Here is a 20,549-nt window from a genome sequence, read left to right as displayed (position 1 = left end):
CATCAGAGGTAGTTTTTTATACACTATGGCAACGCTCCCACTCACTTTAGATGAAGAAATCCGGCAAATCGGTTATATCAGCCGTTCCACGCCGAAAGAAAAAGACGTTTTAATGGACGAAATCCGGCGGATGAAGAAGGAGAAAAACGCCGTGATTCTGGCCCACTATTACGTCGATAGCGACATTCAGGACCTGGCCGACTACATCGGCGACAGCCTCGGTTTGTCGCAGCAGGCAGCCGCCACCGACGCCGAGATGATTGTGTTCTGCGGGGTGCATTTCATGGGCGAAACCGCCAAAATTCTGTCACCCCACAAGAAAGTCGTCATTCCCGACATGAACGCCGGTTGTTCACTGGCCGACTCGGCCCCGGCCGATCAGTTTGCGGCTTTCAAGGCCCAACACCCGGACCACATCGTAATCAGTTACATCAACTGCTCGGCGGAAATCAAGGCGTTGTCGGACATCATCTGCACGTCTTCGAACGCGGTGAAGATCGTAGAGTCTTTACCGAAAGATCAGAAAATTATCTTCGCGCCGGATGCCAACCTGGGGCGGTTTGTGGCCAAGAAAACCGGTCGGGATATGGTGTTGTGGGATGGGGCCTGCATTGTCCACATCGATATTTCGCTGGAAAAACTGACGGCTTTGCGGCAGAAATACCCCGAAGCCAAGTTCATTGCCCACCCCGAATGCCAGGAACACATTCTGAGTCAGGCCGATTTTGTGGGTTCGACCACAGCCCTGCTGAAATACGTGACGGATCAGCCCGACGAGGTGTTTATTGTGGGAACGGAAGCCGGTATTCTGCACAAGATGAAGCAGTCGGTTCCGAATAAGAAAATCATTCCGGCTCCGGCCAGTGAGAACAACACCTGCGCCTGTTCGGAGTGTCCATACATGAAAATGAACACGCTCGAAAAGCTGTACAATACGTTGTATTACGAAAAACCGGAGATTTTTGTCCCGGAAGACGTGCGCGTGAAAGCTGAGGCTTCGGTGTTAAGGATGCTGGAAATGAGTAAGGGATTGTAAATTAACCAGCTATGAAAGACTTACTGGGAAAATATACACAGTTAAGCGACGAACATCAAAAAGAGGTGATTGACTTCGTTAACTTTTTCCTGCACAAGCAGGAAAAACCAGTCCAGTTCGATATGGACGCCTACCGAAGAGAAATACAATCCGTATCGGTTTGGTCGGATCGGGATCTTACTCCAATTTTGGAGGGTAAAGATCAATTATTTTAATTCTTTATGACCAGTCACAACATTGTTGTACCTGGTTACATAATTTTTTGGCAATTCATTTGAAGGGTATAGACAATCTTCTCATATTTTATAGAGTACGAACTTAATTTAGAATTCAAGAAACCTTATATAAGGTTTCTTGAATTCTAAAAACTAATCAAATTAATGCTTCAATCAACCAATAATACTATTTACTTTAAAGCACTTCACTTAGATAACGTGAAATGCTTTAAAAACACATATACAATAAATTTTACTGATAAAGATAAGAACCCAAATCAATGGTCAGTAATTATTGGGAATAATAATACTGGAAAGACGACCCTTCTAAAGTTGGTAGCAGGTTTACAACCTAAAAGTGTAGGTAATTTGGTCAAGGATACGGAGGTTAACGACGATCATAGAGTGGCTTATGTACCTACTGGCTTTTTCTATAGAGGTGAAATCTTTGGAGATAGTTCAGGCCATGTAAGGGCTGAATTTACTATCCCCTTAAATAAAATATATAAAGACTTTGTAGACTCCTATTATTATAGTAATGAAAGTGCTGGTATCGCTAAAAACAGCGAGATTACTGATCTCATCATTTGTTCTTATGGAACATCAAGGCGTACTGCATCAACAAGTTTTAATAAAAGTGAAATTAACGATCCACTAGAAGACTTAATAAATGATAAGACCGAATTAATTAATACTGAAGAGTGGCTCCTTCAAACTGATTATGCAGTAAAAAATGGAAGTGCATTCGCTAAAAAAGTTTATAAAAATATAGAGGATGTTCTTATAAAAAGTCACATTTTACCTGATATCAGAAATATAAGGTTTACGACGGATGAACATCTTAAGTCGTTTGTTGAAGTTGATACAATTTATGGGTGGGTAAAATTATCATCACTCGGTTATGGATACCAAATAACAATTTCTTGGCTTGCTGATTTAGCCAAAAGAATGTTTGATCGCTATCCTGATTTAGAAAACCCTCTTCACGGCCCCGCAATCGTTTTAGTTGACGAGATAGATTTGCACATCCATCCGGAATGGCAACGAAAAATCATAAAATACCTCAGTGATTTATTTCCAAATACCCAGTTTATCGTGACCGCTCACAGTCCACTCATCGTCCAATCAGCAGAGAATGTTAATCTGGTTATGCTGGAAAAAGACGAAGCGACGGGAAGTATTAACATTCGCCAACAGTTTGGGTCATTTCAAGGTTGGACAGTGGAAGAAATTTTGCGGGAATTGATGGATTTGGGCGAGAAAACCCGTTCAGATCGTTATTTAGAATTAATGCGGGAATTTGAAGATTCGTTACTGGAAGAGAATTACGCAGGTGCTAAAACCGCCTACGAAGAACTTGATAAAATCCTTTCTCCTTCCAGTCACCAACGAAAAGTATTGCAAATTCAAATGTCTTCGCTGATTCCCGTTTAAAATATGATTCGATTAGTACGCACGGAGCCACCGGTCGAAATGACTGCCGAATGGGTTGAGAAGCAAACCGCCAAATTCATTTCAAATCAAGAATTACGGGTTTGGGATTTCTCTTTCCTGAAGAAAGCATTGCTGGAAATGTCCGCTTACAAATGCGCTTATTCGGAAATCCAATTACACGAAGAAGGGAAATTAATGGAGGTGGAGCATTTTCTTCCAAAATCAATCTATCCTAATCAAGTTCTGGACTGGCTGAATTTGCTTCCTTCTAGCCGTCACTGCAACAATGCCAAGAGAGAGAAGGACCCGAATAAATATCCGCTTGTTAATCCGATAACTGACAATCCGAAAGAGCATTTCTACATGCTTGATTACATTCTGTTTGGTCGAACACAAAAAGGAAAAAATTCAGTTATTGTTCTTAAACTGAACGATGAGCAACAATTGATCAGTCCACGCCGGGAAATTGGAATTGCTGTTCGTACGGAATTGCACAAGCAGTATCAGCAAGTTATCAAGCTGGCAGATGACGGTTTGACTCCTGATGAAGAGATAAGAATAACCGCTTCGTTAGAAAACCTAATGAATTTAGGCAAAGCTACAAAACCGTACAGTGCAACCGTCGCGACGGTTTTGCTGGATGATCCTCATTTTAAACGCATTAAAACATTCTTTGTAGGTAACGCTCTTTGGTCCGATGAGCTACAACTTCTGGAACAGGAACTCGCTAACCTACGATTAGACACCGCCCCTTAATCATGCCCCAACACTTCGATTTCCTCGTGATTGGTTCCGGAATTGCCGGACTGAGTTACGCTACCAAACTGGCGATTCACTTTGAAGAAACCGGCCAGCCCGTCCGGATTGCCGTCATTACCAAAGTCCGGGCCGACGAGACCAACACCAAGTATGCCCAGGGCGGTATTGCCGCCGTGTGGGCCGAAGAGGATTCGTTCGAGAAACACATCGAGGATACGATGATTGCGGGCGACTTCCTGAGCAAACGCGAGGTGGTCGAAATCGTGGTGCGCGAAGCGCCCGAGCGGATTCGCGAACTGATCGACTACGGTACCCGGTTTGACAAGGAAGACGACGGCGACTATGACCTCGCCCGCGAAGGTGGCCACTCCGACCACCGGATTCTGCACTTCAAAGACATTACCGGGGCCGAAATCGAGCGGGCGCTGCTGGAAAAAACCCAGTCGCTGCCGGCCATTGAGATTTTTACGCACTACTACGCTGTCGACCTCATCACGCGCCACCACCTCGGCGAAACCGTCCACCGCTACGACAACGATAACCGCTGTTTTGGGGCCTACGTGCTGAATACGCACACCGGCCAGGTCGAAATGTTTCTGGCGAAAACCACGCTGCTGGCCACGGGCGGCATTGGCAACGTCTACCAAAGCACCACCAACCCGACCATTGCCACGGGCGACGGCATTGCGATGGCCTACCGCGCCAAATCGATCTGCAAGGACATGGAATTCATCCAGTTCCACCCGACGGCCTTGTATGAACCGGGCAAAAAACCAAGCTTCCTGATTTCCGAAGCTGTGCGCGGTTTCGGCGGAATTCTGAAGACGATCAAGGGCGAGACGTTCATGGAGCACTACGATGAGCGTCTTTCCCTGGCTCCTCGCGACATTGTGGCCCGTGCCATCGACTCCGAGATGAAAAAATCCGGTGATCCGCACGTGTATCTGGACGTGACGCACTGCGATTTCGAGAAGTTTGTCGAGCATTTCCCCAACATTACGGCCTACTGCCAGGATAACCTGGGCATCGACATCCGGAAAGACTATATTCCGGTGGTCCCGGCGCAGCATTACCTCTGCGGAGGCATCAAAGTAAACGAATACGGCCAAACGAATATCAATTTCCTGTATGCCGCCGGAGAATGTTCCTGCACCGGTTTACACGGAGCCAACCGACTGGCTTCCAACTCCTTACTGGAAGCGGTGGTTTTCGGCCACCGGGCGTATCTGAAAACCGTCGAAAACTTCAACGAAGCCGCGATCCCGGATAACCTGCCGGAATGGAACGACGCCGGAACGACGCACCCCGAAGAACTCGTGCTGGTGACGGAAATGCAGCGCGAACTGGAGTCGATCATGTCGAACTATGTCGGGATTGTTCGCACCAACCGGCGGATGAAACGGGCGATGGACCGGCTGGAACTGATTTATCTGGAACATGAAGAGCTCTACCGGCAGTCGAAAGTCTCGAACCGAATTTGCGAACTGCGGAATATGATCGAAGTGGCGTATCTGGTGATCAAAGCCGCCATGGCCCGGCACGACAACCGGGGACTGCATTTCAACCAGGATATCGAGAAAGAAAGCACTTAAACGTCGACTTCGCCGGTTTCGGCTTCCGGTTCGGCGTTGGAGGGGTGACCGTGCAGCACTTCGAGCAGTTCCTTGACCTGATAAATCGACTTGTTGTAGCGGTTGCCCAGCAGAATGATCACAAAATCGTCTTTCGGGCTGAACCAGAACAGGCTGTTGTAGCCTTTCCACCAGCCGGTGTGGTAAATGTATTCCGGCTGGTTCTGGTTGTTGACGTACATCCGAAAACCGTATCCGTAATTTTTCGTGCCTTTGCGTTCGAAACTGCGGGGCAAAAACGCTTCGGCCAGCAGGGATTTCCGCATCAGACAGTCGCCGTTGAGCGCACGATACCACTTGAACAAATCGCCGACAGTCGAGTAGATTCCCTTGTCACCCACCACGTTATCGTAATAATCCTTCGGAATCCGGCGGTTCCACTGGTAGCCCGCCGTGCGAAACTGGTTGATGGAATCGTTGCGGGTGGTGGCTACCCAGGTGTTCCTCATGCCGAGCGGTTCGAAGATGTTTTTCTTGGCAAACTGGTCGAACGACATGCCTGTAATTTTCTCGATGATGGCCGCCAGCACGCAGTAGTTGGTGTTGCTGTAGCTGAACGTGCGGCCCGGAATGTTGTAGCGCTGGGGTGTAGGATGCACATTGGCGAACCAGTACATGATTTCGCTGTTGTTCGGATACGGTTTTTCGAACTTGTAAAAATTCGTCCGCATGCTGTCTTCAAAAGCGTAGGCATAGTTGGGCAAACCGCTTCGGTGCGACAGCAGGTTCTCGACCGAAATGCCGTGGTATGGAAAATCCGGGAAGAATTTTTGAATCGTGTCGTTCAGTTTCAGCTTCCCGGCTTCGATCAGTTTGAGCGTAGCCACCGCCGTGAAGGTTTTGGAAAGCGACGCCAACTGAAATTTGGAGTTTTCGTTGAGCGAGTCGCGGGAAGAGCTTTCGAAATGGGCCAGCCCAAACGTGTTTTTGTAAAGAATAACGCCTTTCTGCGCGATCAAAACGTTGCCGTTGAAACCCGCCCGCACCTTGCCGCGAATGATGGCTTCAATTTTCGCAATTTTCGCATCGGCTCCAATTTGTTGCCGGATGGCACGCTCCTCCGCCGAACTCAGGGTCTGCTCCTCGGCGCAATTGTGCATGGCATTTGCCGAACGCTTCAATTTTTTCTCTTCACTCGAATCGCACCCAAGAAGGATACATATGGCAATAATTCCCGCCCAAATTCCCGAAACTCTCATTCCATTACGTTGATATGCACTGACGCGCCCCTGAACTGTTTTTTGCACTGAATAAAGCAAAAATACATTTTTTATGCCGAGATCGGAGGGCTTTTTTATCGTATCGTCTGCGAAAGTGTTGGGATGGGAACACGGATTAGGCGGAGCGAACGGATCAAAACGGTTTTTATCTGCTAAAATCTTTCTTACCATCTGTGCAAATCCGTTCGATCCGCCCAAGCCGTGTTCCCATCAGTATTTATAATCCGTCAGTTCTTCTTTTTCCATTTTACCGAAGGCTTTCTGCATTTTCGCCCGGTCAAACTCTTTCTCATTATTGGCGATAAAAATCGTGGCCACGGTGTTCCCAATGATGTTGGTAATGGAACGGGCTTCCGACATAAACCGGTCGACGCCCAGCAGCAGCGCCAGCCCTTCGACCGGGATCACCCGCACCGCCGTCAGCGTCGACGCCAGCACGATAAAACCGCTGCCCGTCACGCCCGCAGCGCCTTTCGACGTAATCATCAGAATGCCGATGATGGTCAATTCCTGCCCCAGCGTCAGATCCACACTGAAAACCTGCGCCAGAAAAATCGTCGCCATCGACAGGTAGATGGTCGTGCCGTCCAGGTTGAACGAGTAGCCTGCCGGAATCACCAGCCCCACCACCGACCGCGAACAGCCCATGTTCTCGAGTTTATCCATCACCTGCGGCAAGGCTGATTCCGACGACGACGTCCCGAAAACGATCAGCAGTTCTTCCTTGATGTATTTCAAAACGCTCCACAAACTGACGCGGTAGTAGCGCAGAATCAGGTTCAGAATCACGAAGATGAACAGGAACATGGTCAGATAAACCGTTCCCATCAGTTTAGCCAGTGGCAGCAACGTGGCCAGTCCGAATTTGCCGATGGTGTAAGCCATACCGCCCAGCGCCCCCAGCGGAGCCAGCGTCATGACCACGTTCAGGATGTTGAAAAACACCCGCGACAGCTTTTCGAACGTCACAATCAGCGAATGGCCCCGCTCGCCCATGCGCGTCAGTCCGACGCCAAAAAACACGGAAAAAACCAGCACCTGCAGGATTTCCCCCTCGGCGAAGGCTTTGATGGCGTTGTCGGGAACGATGTGCATGAAAAACTTGACCCAGTCCAAGTCTTTTCCCTGCGATGTATACGCCGAAATGTCACCACCCTGCACCGAAGAGGCATCCACCCCGGCCCCCGGTTTCACCCAGTTGGCAATAACAATCCCGATCACGAGTGCGACGGTCGTCACGATTTCAAAATACAGCAGCGCTTTCCCTCCTACCCGACCCACCTTTTTCAAATCACCCATATTGCTGATTCCCAACACGATGGTCAGGAAAATGATGGGTGCAATCACCATCTTGATCAGATTGATGAACAGGTCACCCAGCGGTTTGAGTTTAGCCGCCGTAGTGGGAAAAAAGTGACCGATCAGAATCCCGAGCGTAATGGCGACCAGAACGCGAAAGGTCAGGTTGTTTAGAAGTTTGCGCACAGCAGGGTAGGTTTATGAAAATGGTTGGGGAAGCAGACCTGCCAGGTTTTAAACACCCAACCGGTCTGTAGATTCATTCACTCACAAGGATTGTTTCTGAAGCACCGGTTCCAACACTTTCCAGACGTTTTCGGCAACAATTTTATGGCCTTCCGCCGTGGGATGAATGCCGTCAGATTGATTCAATTTCCGGATTCCACCTACATTTTCGAGCAGAAATGGAATCAACGCAGCCTTGTTTTGGGCGGAAATGTCCGTGAAAATCCGGTAAAATTGCTCGCCGTAGTCGGGTCCGAGATTCGGCGGAATGCGCATCCCGGCAATCACGATCTGCGCCTGCGGGCTTTTCAGCCGAACGGTATCGATGATGGCCTGTAAATTTTTGCGCGAATCCGCCAGTGGAATACCGCGTAGCCCGTCGTTGGCACCCAATTCCAACACAAATACATCGACCGGTTTTCGCAACACCCAACTGATGCGGCTTTTGCCACCCGCCGTGGTCTCACCACTCACCCCGGCGTTAATAACCTGATAGTCATAACCTGCCGCCTTGGCTTTTTCGCCCACCAGGGCCGGAAAGGCTTCCGCCGGGTCCAGGCCGTAGCCCGCCGTCAGGCTGTTCCCGAAGAATAAAATCGTTTTCTTCGGGTTGTCGGCCGGTTGGGTGCTGTCGGCCGCAGCCGGTTTTTCTTCCTGCGCCTGACTGGTTTCAGTTTTGGAATTACAGCCTACCACCGACGCCAGCAGCGACAAACCGGCTATCCAGACCTTGTAATTCGGTATGGTTTTCAATAAATTCATTGTTTACGCAATTTTCAGGATGAAGTTTCAGCCGATTACCAACAAAAATAAGGGTAATTTATCCATTTAGACCCATTTCCTGCCCTTTATCAAATATTCCGTCCCTCGCGGTGAATAAAACGGCAACGAATTGGTTATCTAAGCATTCCGTTAAGCTACTGACTTATGAGTATTCTGCGTGCCGAGAATCTGACAAAAACCTACCAAAGCGGAGGTCGAACATTAACCGTTCTGAATTCCGTGAGTTTCGAAATCCAGCCCGGTGATACCTTTTCCATCGTGGGGCCTTCGGGCAGCGGTAAAACCACCCTCCTCGGCCTTTGTGCCGGGTTAGACCGGGCCTCTTCGGGCAGCATCTATCTGAATAACATTAAATTAGATACCCTCAGCGAAGACGAACGCGCTGCCGTTCGCAACCAATACGTCGGATTTATTTTCCAGAATTTTCAGTTGCTGCCCACGCTGACAGCCCTCGAAAACGTCATGGTTCCGCTCGAATTGCGGGGCGAGAAACGGGCGGGCAAAACCGCTCAGGAATTGCTGGAACGGGTGGGTCTGGGCCAGCGCGGTCACCATTACCCCACCCAATTGTCGGGGGGCGAGCAGCAACGGGTTTCGCTGGCGCGGGCGTTTGCCAACCGGCCCAAAATCCTGTTTGCCGATGAACCAACCGGCAACCTGGACACCGATACCAGCGCCACGGTGGTTGACCTGATTTTCGAACTCAACCGCGAAGCCGGAACGACGCTGGTGCTGGTGACGCACGACCTCGAACTGGCCTCCCGCACCCAGCGCATCATCCGCATCAAGGGCGGCAATCTGGTGTCAGATACATTAACCGGAAACCGCATCGCTACCAACTGATGGATCGTGAAATTCCCAACATAAAACCGCAGGCTGCCTCGATTTTCGATCCGTGGCTGTGGAAAATGGCCTGGCGCGACAGTCGCCGGAGCCGGCAACGGCTGTTTTTATTCATGTCGGCCATTGTGCTCGGCATTGCAGCCCTGGTCGCCATCAATTCGTTCGGCGACAACCTCTCGCGCAGCGTCGATGAGCAGGCCCGCGAACTGATCGGTGCCGATCTGGTGCTGTCGTCCAACAAAGAAATCAATAAAAGCACGGAGCAGTTTCTGGCCAAAATCAGCCCGGAACGCAGCCGGGAGGTGGCGTTTCCGTCGATGGTTCTGTTTCCGCGTTCCCAGGGCGTCCGGCTGGCACAGGTGAAAGCCATTCAGGGCAAATTTCCGTATTACGGGGCCTGGGACACCCAGCCCGCCGATGCGGTTGCGCTCTTTCGGAAAGCGAACCAAAACCGGCAGCGGGTTGCGCTGGTCGATGATGCGCTGCTCGTGCAACTGAATGCCAAACCCGGCGATTCGGTAAAAGTCGGGAAGCTGATGTTTTACGTGGCCGGTCGGGTGATGAAGATTCCGGGGCAGTCGGCGGTCACGACCACGGTGGCGCCGACGGTTTTTATTCCGTACGGTTTTCTGCCGGAAACGGGCCTGCTGCAACGCGGCAGCCGGGCGACCTACCGGTCGTATTACCAGTTTGCACCCGGTACTGATGTTGACAAATACCTCAAAACGATTTCGTCCCGGCTCGACAAACTGGGCATCAATTCCGACACGGTGACGGAACGCAAAGAACAAACCGGCCGGGCTTTCGCGGATTTGACCAAGTTCCTGAATCTGGTCGCTTTTGTTGCCCTGTTGCTGGGCTGCGTGGGCGTGGCCAGTGCCGTACATCTCTACGTGAAAGAGAAAGTGGCTTCGGTGGCCGTGCTGCGCTGTCTGGGTGCAACGGGTCGGCAGGCGTTTTTGATTTACCTCATTCAAACCTCGCTGATGGGGCTGCTGGGTGCCATCGTCGGGGCGCTTCTGGGTTCGGTGGTGCAACTGATGTTGCCTGCGGTTTTCGGGAGTTTTCTGCCGGTCGATGTGGTTACTGAAATATCCTGGAAAGCCGTGGCCCAGGGCGTCGGCGCGGGCTTGATCATTGCCATTTTGTTCGCGCTGCTGCCGTTGCTGGTGATCCGGAAGGTGTCGCCCCTACGCACGCTCCGCAGTTCGTACGACGACGATGTGACCGGCCGTGATCCGCTTCAGTGGGCGGTTTATTTCCTGATTGTGCTGTCGATTACCGGTTTTGCCTACTGGCAGATCCGCGACTGGAAGATGGCCGTCGGTTTTACGGCCGGTTTGGCTTTTGCTTTTGGTGTCTTGACCGGCATTGCCCAATTGTTGATGGTTCTGGTACGCCGGTTTTTCCCGGTTTCGTGGAGTTACATCTGGCGGCAAAGTCTGGCGAATTTATATCGACCCCAGAATCAGACGCTTATTCTGGTGATTTCGATTGGGCTTGGGGCATTTTTGATTGCCACGCTGTACCTGACGCAGACGCTGTTGTTGAGCCGGGTGCAACTCTCGTCCAGTGGCAATCAGGCCAATATGGTGCTGTTCGATATTCAGAATGAGCAGAAAGCCGGGGTTCAGCAACTGGTCAAAAACCACCGTTTGCCCGTTCTTCAGAACGTTCCGGTGGTCACCATGCGGCTGACCGAAATCAACGGGCGGACGGTGGAAGCCATTCAGAAAGATACGAGTGCCAAAATCCCCGACTGGGCCCTGACCCGCGAATACCGCGTGACCTACCGCGATTCGCTGATCAGTTCCGAAAAACTAACGGCGGGAAAAGCACCTTACCAGACCAATGACCAGGTTTACATTTCGGTGGAAAAAGGGTATCTGGAGCGGATGAAACTGAAGCTGGGCGATAAACTGACGTTCAACGTGCAGGGTTTGATCGTGCCGACCATCGTGGGCGGAACCCGTGAGGTGGACTGGAACCGCATTCAGACCAATTTCCTGGTTGTTTTTCCGAAAGGCGTGCTCGATCAGGCACCGCAGTTTCACGTGTTGATGACGCGCGTTGGTGACACCCAGCAATCGGCCTCGTTTCAGCGGGATCTGGTCACTCATTTCCCAAACGTCTCGGCCATCGACCTGGGGTTGATTTTGCAAACCATCGACGAAGTACTGGAAAAAGTTTCGTTCGTGATCCGGTTTATGGCGCTGTTCAGCATCATTACCGGTTTGCTCGTGTTGAGTAGTTCGGTGATTATCAGCAAATACCAGCGAATTCAGGAAAGCGTTCTGCTGCGAACGCTGGGTGCCAGCCGCCGTCAGATTCTGCTCATTACGCTGATCGAATACCTGTTTCTGGGCCTGCTGGCAGCCTTTTCGGGTATCGTCTTGTCGTTGTTCGGCACCTGGGCGCTGGCTTATTTCGTCTTCGAAGTGCCGTTCAGTCCCAATTTTGCGCCCCTGCTGGCCGTTGTGGGCATCGTCACCAGTCTGACGATCATCATCGGTTTGCTGAACAGCCGCGGGGTGCTGGTGCGTCCGCCGTTGGAAGTGCTGCGGGCCGAAGCCTGATTCCCAAACCGGTCAATTTAGTTTTACGACTTTAACCGTTTTGCTCCGGGTCGGCGTACTGATCCGGAGCAAAAGCAGACCCGCCGGGTGATGATTCAAGCCCAGCATGTGACGCTCCACTTCCTGCGCTTGCTCCAGTTGTCGCTCGCTGATGAGTCGCCCGTTCAGGTCGTTCAGCTGCAGACGCAGCGGCTGACCGGCGGCTCCCCGAACTTCTACCACCAGTTCATCGCCGGTGACGGGATTTCCCCGAATGATCACCTCCAGCCGAGACTCTTCGGAGGATGCCAATAAGCGGGCGGCAGAAGCACATTGTAACGCTATCGGGGAGCCTTTGAGCGTGTAGGTGCTGCTCTTCACCTTCGCACTGATCTGGTGATTGACGTTATCCCGCACCGCCGAAGGCGTTTGAAAGACGTACCCGTGTTCGCCATTGCCCTTGCCGGCATCTTTCAAATCCTGCCGGTAATTTTTGGCTTCGACGGTTCCGATCGCGTTGCCATCCGCAAAGAACTCGACGGTCAGGGGTGTGTTCGGTTTGTTTCGATCCCAGACCCAGCCCCGCATTTCCTGACAGTTCACCACCGACAAATATCCTTCAAAATTACCGGTCACAACCGGCGGAGGAGCAACCGTTCCATTGACGGTCAGGGTCAGCGTAGTCGAAACCGGCGTGTGTTTACCGTCCGTGGCCGCATACGTCAGGTTGAAAGTCCCGGGCTGCGTGGGCGTCCCGCTGATCACCCGGGTAACGGCATTGAAACTCAGGCCCGACGGCAGGCTCGTTAGGGAATACGACAATGGATCACTTTCGGCATCCGAGAAAGCAGGCAGGGCGGCCGAAGTGTAGGCCACGTTGACCGGAGCCGTCAGGGCTGAAACCGCCGGTGCCACCGGGGCCGCATTGGTCGGCGGGAGACCCGTGCCTACGCAGTTGATGGTTTTGGGAGCCCACTTCAAAATGTACGTCGAGCCTTGTACCCGCCCCCAGATCGTGTGCGTCTGGTTGTCCTTCAGGCTTTCCGGTACAACAAAACTATACCCGTGTTCGCCATTGCCTTTGTTGGCATTTTTAAGATCCTGCCGGTAGATATTCGCCAGCGTCGACCCGATCAAAACCGCCGTGGCACTCGTGGCACCGTCCAGAAACTCGACGGGAAGGGGCAAATTGGGTTTGTCCCGGTTCCAGACCCAGCCGGAAATGGTACTGCAATTGACCACATCCAGAAAGCCTTCAAAATTGCCGGTGACGAACGCACCGCCCGCAGCCACCGTCAAAGAAATCGACAAGTCGGTTTTCAGGAAACCGTCGGTTGCTGAATAAACCAGCGGAAACGTGCCTGACCGGGTAGGCGTCCCGCTGATCTGGCGGCTACCGGCGTTGAAGGTCAGCCCCACAGGCAAGCTTGTCAGCGCATAGGTTAATGGGTCAGCATCCGAATCGGTAAAAACCGGCAGGGTGGTTGTGAAAACCTGACCAACCGTTGCGGCCAGTGCAGGCGGGGAAGGCGCTACGGGCGGACGATTCGTTACCACCGGTGATTCGGTCGTTGTGATCCGGTACAACGAACCCTCATTGAGCGTCAGAACGTAGAGTTCGCCATCCGCCCCTTCGCCAAAACCAATGGGATTCACCAAGGCTGGCGTTTGCAGAATCGTCTGGTACGTGTTGTTGGCCTCCCGGCGCAACAGCCACAATTTTCCCTGCGCATAGTCCCCATATACATACCAACCCCGCAGGGATGGATAGGCATTGCCCCGGTAGACGTAGCCCCCCACCACCGAAGCCGACTGGTTGCCATTGTTGGAAAAACCGGCGTATTCGTGCAGGGGCATCACCAGACTTTGCGCCGGGTTACAGTCGGCCGTTGCATACGGATGCGCGCCTTCGTAACAACGCCACCCGAAATTCTGGGCCGCAGGCACGGTTTTACTGGCATTGGCCGCCACAAAATCGACCTCTTCATACCCGTCCTGCCCATTGTCGCCCAGCCAGAGGTCACCCGTTTCCCGGTCAAAACTACACCGCCAGGGATTGCGCAGACCGCGGGCCCAGATTTCGTCCGGAATCCCATCGCCGGGAGTCAGATACGGGTTGGTCGGCGGAATGCGGTATGGTGACCCGCTGTTGACGTCGATGCGCAGAATCTTTCCGTACCATTTCTGAAGATTCTGCGCGTTGCCCAGCACATCGCCCATTTGCCCCCGGCCCACGTTTCCATCATCGCCGACAAAAATGTACAGATAGCCGTCGGGTCCAAACAGGATTTTGCCCCCCCGATGGCCTTGATCCGGAAAAGGAAAGGTCATGAGCACCCGCTCACTCGCCAAATCCGCGACATTCGGATTGCTGCCATTCCGGGAAAACCGGGAAAGAACACCTTGTCCGTCTTTCTGATTATAAAAGACGTAGAAATAGCCATTGCTGGCAAAATTGGGATGGCAAGCGATGCTGTAAACCCCATTGAATTCGACATCAATCAGTCGATCGGCTGGAATATGGAGAAAAGGCGTTGAAAGAACCGTACCGGTCGACTCGATAATTTTGATTTTACCACCCATTTCGGCGACAAACAGCCGATTTGTACCGGCACTGACGACATCGACCGGTTTGGTTAGTCCCGTCGCAACGGTCTGCAAGCGAAGTTGTGGCGTTTGCGACCAACTGACCACGCTGATGACATACAGGCCAATACTCAAAAATAAGGTAGCGTATCTTTTCATAAGAGCGGGAGCTGGGTTTCTAAAGATACCCAAAGTTCCGACCCTTATATCAGATAGCCTGTCAATCCTGTGCCAAATGCTGTTGATCCTGTGCCAAATTCGCCCAATCAGCCATTTTTATCCAAAAAACCAAAAAAACCGCCGTCAAACTTCGTTATTCGATATTCGGCATTTATTATTCGTTATTCGATTTAATATCCGTTCACTCCGAACGCAGCGTCTTCACCGGATTCATCAACGCGGCTTTGATGCCGTGGAAACTGACTGTCAGCAGGGCAATTCCGACCGCCAAAAGCCCGGCCAAAGCAAAAATCCACCAGTCGATTGTAACCTTGTAGGCAAATTCTTCTAGCCATTGGGTCATGCCCCACCAGGCAACCGGAGAAGCCAGTACCAGCGCGATCAGAATGAGTTTGAGAAAGTCTTTGGAGAGTAAGGCCACCACACTGCCCACGGATGCGCCCAGCACTTTCCGAACGCCAATCTCTTTCGTACGTTGTTCGGCGTTGTAGGTTGCCAATCCGAATAGCCCTAAACAGGCGATGAAGATCGTCAGGCTGGAGAAGAGAGTTAATACCTGTTCTATTTTTTGCTCATCGACATAAACCTGTTCAAACCGGTCGTCCAGAAACGAATAGGAAAAAGGGGCTGCGGGCGAAAATTCCTCCCATTGCTGCTTTAAGGAAGTGAGAAGCTGCGGAAGGTTATCTGTACGGGTTTTGACCAGAATGTTGCCGGAGTTTCTACCCAAAAACATGGCCAATGGCCCGATTTTCTGCCGCAGGGATTCGAAATGGAAATCGCTTACCACGCCAACTACCCGGTAAATTACATATGCGCCCTTATCGTCTGTGGAGCCGATCAACTCCCTTCCAATCGGATTCTTCTGCCAGCCCAATGCCTGAACAGCGGTTTCATTCAGAATAACCCCTGAAGCATCAGTAGGAAACTGTTTTGAAAAATTGCGCCCCTGGACCATATGCATTCCCAAAGTAGGAATGTACTCCGGATCAACAAAGTAGAACCGGGTCATAACGCCCTGATCCGGATTTTCCTTAGCCCTGACGGTGGTGTTATCCAGGTTGGTTTTCCCGACAGGAACCTGCCCCGAAATACTCCCCATGACGACTTGCGGAGATCGGATGATCTGATCGCGAAATACGGTTTCGTTGCTTCGAAGCATGTTCGAATCATGAATCACCAGTACCTGTTCGCGATTAAAACCCACTTTCTGGCTTTGCATGTAGCGCAGTTGTCGATCTGCCGTAACGGTGGCAATAATCATTGAAATGGTGATGAAAAACTGAAAGACCACCAAACCGCTTCGCAGGTTGAAACTCCCTCTTCCGGCTGTAAACCGCCCTTTCAAGACCAAAACCGGCTTAAAGGAAGACAGGTAAAAAGCCGGGTAGCTACCGGCGAGCAGTCCCACCAATACCGTTCCCGCTACCAAACCAGCCACTATGTAAGGCTCGGTCAATAAATGGATTGTCAGGGTCTTGCCAGTGAGTTGATTAAAGTAAGGAAGTGCTATCCCAACAACCAGCAAACCAACCAACAGTGCCAACAGCGCCAACAGAACCGATTCGAGCAGAAACTGTTGCTGCAGTTGTCCTTTCACCGACCCCATCACCTTACGTACCCCAACCTCACGCGAACGACGGACCGCCGTGGCCGTCGACAGATTCATGAAGTTTACACAGGCAATCAGCAACATAAAGCCGGCGATGGCTGTCAGCACGTATATGTACATGATATTCCCACCCTTGTTCGATTCGGTCCTGGAATACAAATGGATTTCGGTGAGTGGTTGCAGTAAAACGCCGAAATCATCACCCCGCTCACGAAACTGTTTCGGGGTCAGTTTCAGGAATTGCTGTATTTCACTCCCAATCTGTTTTTCGGTGAGTTGGGGAAGTTTGGCCTCCAGCCGTTTATAATCGTAGCGCTCGGGCAGAAGCAGATAGGTTTGATAGCTCATGTTATACAACCAGCCCGACCCATCAATGATTTCGTCACGACCGACCAGCGTCGCCAGCATATCGAACTGAAAATGAGAGTTCGTCGGTACATTTCGGACCACGCCTGTAACCCGATAGGGCGTCTTGTCGCTGCCGAATGACAGGATTTTTCCGATCGGCTCCTGATTACCGAAGTATTTCCTGGCGGTTTCTTCGGTCAATACCACCGTGTTTGGCTCTGTCAACGCCCGCTTCGGATTCCCTTTCAGGAACGGAATGGTGAATACTTCGAAAAAAGAGGAGTCGGCAAGCAGCAGGTTATCTTGTCGGAATGAGGTGGTTCCATAGCTGACGAACTCACTTCCCCCGCGGATACGCGTTGCGTTTACTACTTCGGCGAATTCCTGTTTCAAATTTCGGGCGGCATTCTGGCCTAAACCGTCTCCACCAAGGTCCTTACCGTTCAACCGCAAGTTGAGTCTGACCCGGAAAATCCGATCTGCTTTCTCATTGTACCGGTCGTAGGATAATTCATCCTGCACGTATAGCATAATTAGTATGCAGGTAGCCAATCCGATGGCTAACCCAACTATGTTGATGCCGGTGGAAACTTTTTGTCGTTTCAGGTTGCGAAAGGTGATTTTTAGATAATTCCGAATCATAGAAATACGCAGGTTTGAAGGGTTACTATAGTGATGTTTACGTTGTCGTCGGCGCACAAACGGCGGCAAAACTGACAGCACATTGAGCAAATACCGTAAAACCGCCTGAGTTTCCCCCGCTCGGTTATACCAATACGTATACAATTCGTCCAGATCGCCCTCGACTTCCTCCAGCGTTTCCGCCGGATGAAGCCAGGCCAGAAGCCGCTGCGCCCAGCGGGGAGGATTTGGGGGATTTGTGGAGGTCATCTGAAATTTTTTAATATCAAATGATAAATACAAAATGATGAATGATAAAATGGCCTTGTATACGTTCGACTTTTACATTTGGCATTTATCATTTGGTCTTTATCATTCCTTTCTTTTTCACTCGCTTCGCAGCGTCTTCACCGGATTCATCAACGCGGCTTTGATGCTTTGAAAGCTCACCGTCAGCAGGGCAATTCCGACGGCAAGGATACCGGCCAAAGCAAAAATCCACCAGGACAGATCGATTTTATAGGCAAAGTCGTCCAGCCAGGTCGAAACCGCATACCAGGCAATGGGTGCAGCCATGACGATGGCGATCCCCACGAGTTTGAGGAAGTCTTTCGACAGCAGGGCAACAATACTGGCCACCGATGCGCCCAGCACTTTCCGAACGCCGATCTCCTTGGCACGCTGCGAAATCGTATACGACGACAAGCCGAACAGGCCCAGCGACGCAATCAAAACCGCTAAGAAAGAAAAGAACGTGGTGATTTTACCAAACACCTGATCATCCCGGTATTGGTGGTTAAATTGCTCATCCATAAAGAAATACGAGAAATTATTACCGGGGAAAAACTCCCGGTATTTCTGTTCGATCTGGTCAATCGTCTTTTCCGGATCGGTTGCTGCGATTTTGAACGAGTAATAACCGCCGTTGGTGTAGAAAGGCTGGAAAACAATGGGTTCAATCGGGTGCCGCAACGATTGCTGGTGAAAATCGCTGACCACGCCGACAATTTCCCAATCCCGGCCAAAAAACGTGATTTTCTGACCAATGGCCGAAGCCGCATCGGGCAAGCCCAGCAATTGGGCCGTGGAGAGATTGATCACCGTATTTTTTACTTTTCGGCCATCCGGGTTGGCGTCGGTGGGGATGAAATTTCGACCTGCCAGCACCTTGATCTGGTAGGTGTCGAAAAAGTCCAGGTCAATCGCCATTCGGCTAACGGTTACGCCCTTTTCCTGATTTGATCCGAGCCGTTTCACATTGAACGAACGCGGCAGGCGCTTTCCAAACAGGTTCATGGAAGCCGAAGCGGCTTTGATAGCGGGATACTGTTTTGCTTCCGCTTTGAAGGTATTGATCCGATCGATGGCGGTCGAATCCCAGCGGGTCAGATCGGGGCCGGAAACGACCAACACCTGATCCATGTTGAAACCGAGGTTTTCTTTGCGCATAAATTCGAGCTGCCTGAACACAATAAACGTCCCGATAATCAGGACAACCGAAGCGGTGTATTGAAAAACCACCAGCGATTTCCGAACCCAGATTCCTTTGGCCGACCGCTTGAAACTGCCTTTCAGCACCTGAATGGCCTGAAAAGCCGACAAGGCAAAAGCCGGGTAAAAACCGGATAAGAACAGCCCCAGCGCAAACACGCCCACCAACGCCATTGCCATGGCACTTCCACCGTAGCCCTGACCAGTCAGCAACGACAGCGACAACGGCTTCTCAACCATCTCATTCAAAACCGGTTGCAGCGAAACCGTTAGTATGATGGCAAGAACCAGCGCAAACAGATTCAGCAGAACCGATTCCGACAAAAACTGCCCGATCAGTTGCCCCGACGTGGCCCCGGCCACTTTTCGCACACCCACTTCTTTGGCCCGCTCCAGCGACCGGGCCGTGGCCAGATTAATGTAGTTGATCCAGGCAATGAGCAGGATAAAGGCCGCAATGATCAGCATCGTCCAAACCGCCTTTCCGTTGTTGACAATGCCAATTTCATATTCATAGTCGGAGTACAGATGCGCTTGCCGCAGGGGTTGCAGGTAGAACTTCTCGACGCTTCCCGACACCTTGTCGCCCTGGAAATACCGGTCACTGAACGCCGGGAATTTTTGTTCCAAAGCAGCCGCATTGGCAGTCGGTTTGAGTTTGAGGTAATGCCACATGTCCGATCCGTCCCAACTGGTTTTCACCCAGTCGCCCCAGGTTCTGACCAGGGTTTCGTACGAAATCAGCGTCTTGAATTGCAGGTGCGACGTGGCCGGAATCTCTTTCAGAATGCCCGTGATGCGGAACGGTTCAGTGTCCAGATCGACATACAGTGTTTGGCCGATCAGTCGGGCGTAATCCTTTGGTTCGACGCCGAAAATCCGCTTCGCATTGCTTTCGGTCAACACCATACTGTTCGGCGCTTTCAGGGCGGTTTTTGCATCGCCCGCCAACAACGGGAAGGTGAAAAAAGTCAGGAAATGATCATCCACATAAAAGAGTTGTTCTTCCTGAAAAATCGACTTCTCCCGCCGAATCTTGACCGTTCCGCCGTTGACCATCGTGGTGTAGGAATCCACTTCCTGGTAATCCTTCGCCATGGTTTTGCCGATGGTTGGATACGTAATGGTACCGTGTTGAACGAGTTTTCCCTGCTGGAAACGGTCGTTCGTGACGCGGTAGATCCGGTCGATGTCGGTATGAAACTGGTCGAAACTCAGTTCAAAACTGACATACTGCAAAATCATCAGACAAGCCGTAATGCCGACCACCAGTCCGGTCAGATTGACCAACGAAAAAACCTTGTTTTTCAGCAGGTTGCGAAAAGCGATTTTGAGATAATTGCGGATCATATCCGGGCGAAGCGACGAGGGTTGGGGGTAATAAACTTTTTGAGGACGTCGGCGCACGAACGGCGGCAAAACCGACACCACATTGAGCACATAGCGCACCGTGGCCTCGGTTTTGCCCGCCCGCCGATGCCAGTAGGTGTACAATTCATCCAGATCACCCTCGACTTCCTCCAGCGTTTCCGACGGATGAAGCCAGGCCAGAAGCCGCTGCGCCCAGCGGGGCGGATGTGGGTGATTTGAGGGATGCATCTGAAATTTTGTAATGTCAAATGATAAATACAAAATGATGAATGATAAAGTAGCCCTGCACGCGTTTGACTTTTACATTTGGCATTTATCATTTGGTCTTTATCATTCCTTT

General features: G+C 51.2%; 13 protein-coding genes. 7 read left to right on the top strand and 6 right to left on the bottom strand.

Translation table 11 applies throughout. The features are described 5' to 3' along the window. Window positions 1-25 precede the first annotated feature (25 nt). The 5 genes from nadA to nadB all read left to right on the top strand — a co-directional run bounded on the left by nadA (window position 26) and on the right by nadB (window position 5,036). Entirely contained in the window at window positions 26-1,036 is a 1,011-nt protein-coding gene (gene nadA, locus FH871_RS27150; protein ID WP_138994560.1) for a quinolinate synthase NadA, read from the top strand. An 11-nt stretch (window positions 1,037-1,047) separates the two neighbouring features. Further along, complete coding sequence (locus FH871_RS27145; protein WP_138994559.1) at window positions 1,048-1,251, top strand: hypothetical protein; 204 nt, start codon at window positions 1,048-1,050, stop codon at window positions 1,249-1,251. A 165-nt stretch (window positions 1,252-1,416) separates the two neighbouring features. Further along, on the top strand, window positions 1,417-2,685 hold the full coding sequence (locus FH871_RS27140; protein ID WP_138994558.1) for an AAA family ATPase: 1,269 nt from the start codon (window positions 1,417-1,419) through the stop codon (window positions 2,683-2,685). A gap of 3 nt (window positions 2,686-2,688) precedes the next feature. After that, on the top strand, window positions 2,689-3,441 hold the full coding sequence (locus FH871_RS27135) for a hypothetical protein (protein ID WP_138994557.1): 753 nt from the start codon (window positions 2,689-2,691) through the stop codon (window positions 3,439-3,441). 2 nt (window positions 3,442-3,443) lie between these two features. Continuing rightward, window positions 3,444-5,036: an L-aspartate oxidase gene (gene nadB / locus FH871_RS27130; protein ID WP_138994556.1), complete on the top strand. Its 1,593-nt coding sequence runs from the start codon at window positions 3,444-3,446 to the stop codon at window positions 5,034-5,036. Here the strand turns inward: nadB and FH871_RS27125 are convergent. From FH871_RS27125 to FH871_RS27115, 3 genes are all read right to left on the bottom strand, one after another. Beyond that, window positions 5,033-6,196, bottom strand: coding sequence for a serine hydrolase (locus tag FH871_RS27125; RefSeq protein WP_229317619.1), 1,164 nt, complete (start codon window positions 6,194-6,196; stop codon window positions 5,033-5,035). The genes nadB and FH871_RS27125 overlap by 4 nt on opposite strands. 309 nt (window positions 6,197-6,505) lie before the next feature. Beyond that, window positions 6,506-7,780, bottom strand: coding sequence for a dicarboxylate/amino acid:cation symporter (locus tag FH871_RS27120; RefSeq protein ID WP_138994555.1), 1,275 nt, complete (start codon window positions 7,778-7,780; stop codon window positions 6,506-6,508). 81 nt (window positions 7,781-7,861) lie between these two features. Beyond that, window positions 7,862-8,581, bottom strand: a complete 720-nt coding sequence (locus tag FH871_RS27115; RefSeq protein ID WP_138994554.1) for an arylesterase — start codon at window positions 8,579-8,581, stop codon at window positions 7,862-7,864. Window positions 8,582-8,746: 165 nt separating this feature from the next. On the opposite strand from FH871_RS27115, the gene FH871_RS27110 reads away from it, so the two are divergent. After that, window positions 8,747-9,445, top strand: a complete 699-nt coding sequence (locus FH871_RS27110; RefSeq protein ID WP_138994553.1) for an ABC transporter ATP-binding protein — start codon at window positions 8,747-8,749, stop codon at window positions 9,443-9,445. Between the two features lie 65 nt (window positions 9,446-9,510). After that, complete coding sequence (locus tag FH871_RS27105; RefSeq protein ID WP_138994633.1) at window positions 9,511-12,021, top strand: ABC transporter permease; 2,511 nt, start codon at window positions 9,511-9,513, stop codon at window positions 12,019-12,021. Between the two features lie 12 nt (window positions 12,022-12,033). Here FH871_RS27105 and FH871_RS27100 read toward each other — a convergent pair whose 3' ends face one another. The 3 genes from FH871_RS27100 to FH871_RS27090 form a co-directional block, all read right to left on the bottom strand. Beyond that, window positions 12,034-14,745, bottom strand: a complete 2,712-nt coding sequence (locus FH871_RS27100) for a PQQ-dependent sugar dehydrogenase (RefSeq protein WP_138994552.1) — start codon at window positions 14,743-14,745, stop codon at window positions 12,034-12,036. Window positions 14,746-14,947: 202 nt separating this feature from the next. Continuing rightward, a complete protein-coding gene (locus FH871_RS27095) occupies window positions 14,948-17,617 on the bottom strand; it encodes an ABC transporter permease (protein WP_229317617.1) in 2,670 nt (889 codons plus the stop codon). Window positions 17,618-17,734: 117 nt separating this feature from the next. Beyond that, window positions 17,735-20,437, bottom strand: coding sequence for an ABC transporter permease (locus tag FH871_RS27090; protein WP_229317615.1), 2,703 nt, complete (start codon window positions 20,435-20,437; stop codon window positions 17,735-17,737). Between the last annotated feature and the right edge of the window lie 112 nt (window positions 20,438-20,549).

It is taken from the genome of Larkinella sp. C7 (genome assembly GCF_006149005.1).
Taxonomy (GTDB): domain Bacteria; phylum Bacteroidota; class Bacteroidia; order Cytophagales; family Spirosomataceae; genus Larkinella.
This window is presented reverse-complemented; position numbering and strand designations above follow the sequence as displayed.

Bases quoted from the DNA above. Each gene is read 5' to 3' on its own strand.
- FH871_RS27090 (WP_229317615.1), bottom strand. From the start codon at position 20,437: ATGCATCCCTCAAATCACCCACATCCGCCCCGCTGGGCGCAGCGGCTT.
- FH871_RS27115 (WP_138994554.1), bottom strand. From the start codon at position 8,581: ATGAATTTATTGAAAACCATACCGAATTACAAGGTCTGGATAGCCGGT.
- nadB (WP_138994556.1), top strand. From the start codon at position 3,444: ATGCCCCAACACTTCGATTTCCTCGTGATTGGTTCCGGAATTGCCGGA.
- FH871_RS27140 (WP_138994558.1), top strand. From the start codon at position 1,417: ATGCTTCAATCAACCAATAATACTATTTACTTTAAAGCACTTCACTTA.
- FH871_RS27100 (WP_138994552.1), bottom strand. From the start codon at position 14,745: ATGAAAAGATACGCTACCTTATTTTTGAGTATTGGCCTGTATGTCATC.
- FH871_RS27135 (WP_138994557.1), top strand. From the start codon at position 2,689: ATGATTCGATTAGTACGCACGGAGCCACCGGTCGAAATGACTGCCGAA.
- FH871_RS27105 (WP_138994633.1), top strand. From the start codon at position 9,511: ATGGCCTGGCGCGACAGTCGCCGGAGCCGGCAACGGCTGTTTTTATTC.
- FH871_RS27095 (WP_229317617.1), bottom strand. From the start codon at position 17,617: ATGACCTCCACAAATCCCCCAAATCCTCCCCGCTGGGCGCAGCGGCTT.
- FH871_RS27145 (WP_138994559.1), top strand. From the start codon at position 1,048: ATGAAAGACTTACTGGGAAAATATACACAGTTAAGCGACGAACATCAA.
- FH871_RS27110 (WP_138994553.1), top strand. From the start codon at position 8,747: ATGAGTATTCTGCGTGCCGAGAATCTGACAAAAACCTACCAAAGCGGA.
- nadA (WP_138994560.1), top strand. From the start codon at position 26: ATGGCAACGCTCCCACTCACTTTAGATGAAGAAATCCGGCAAATCGGT.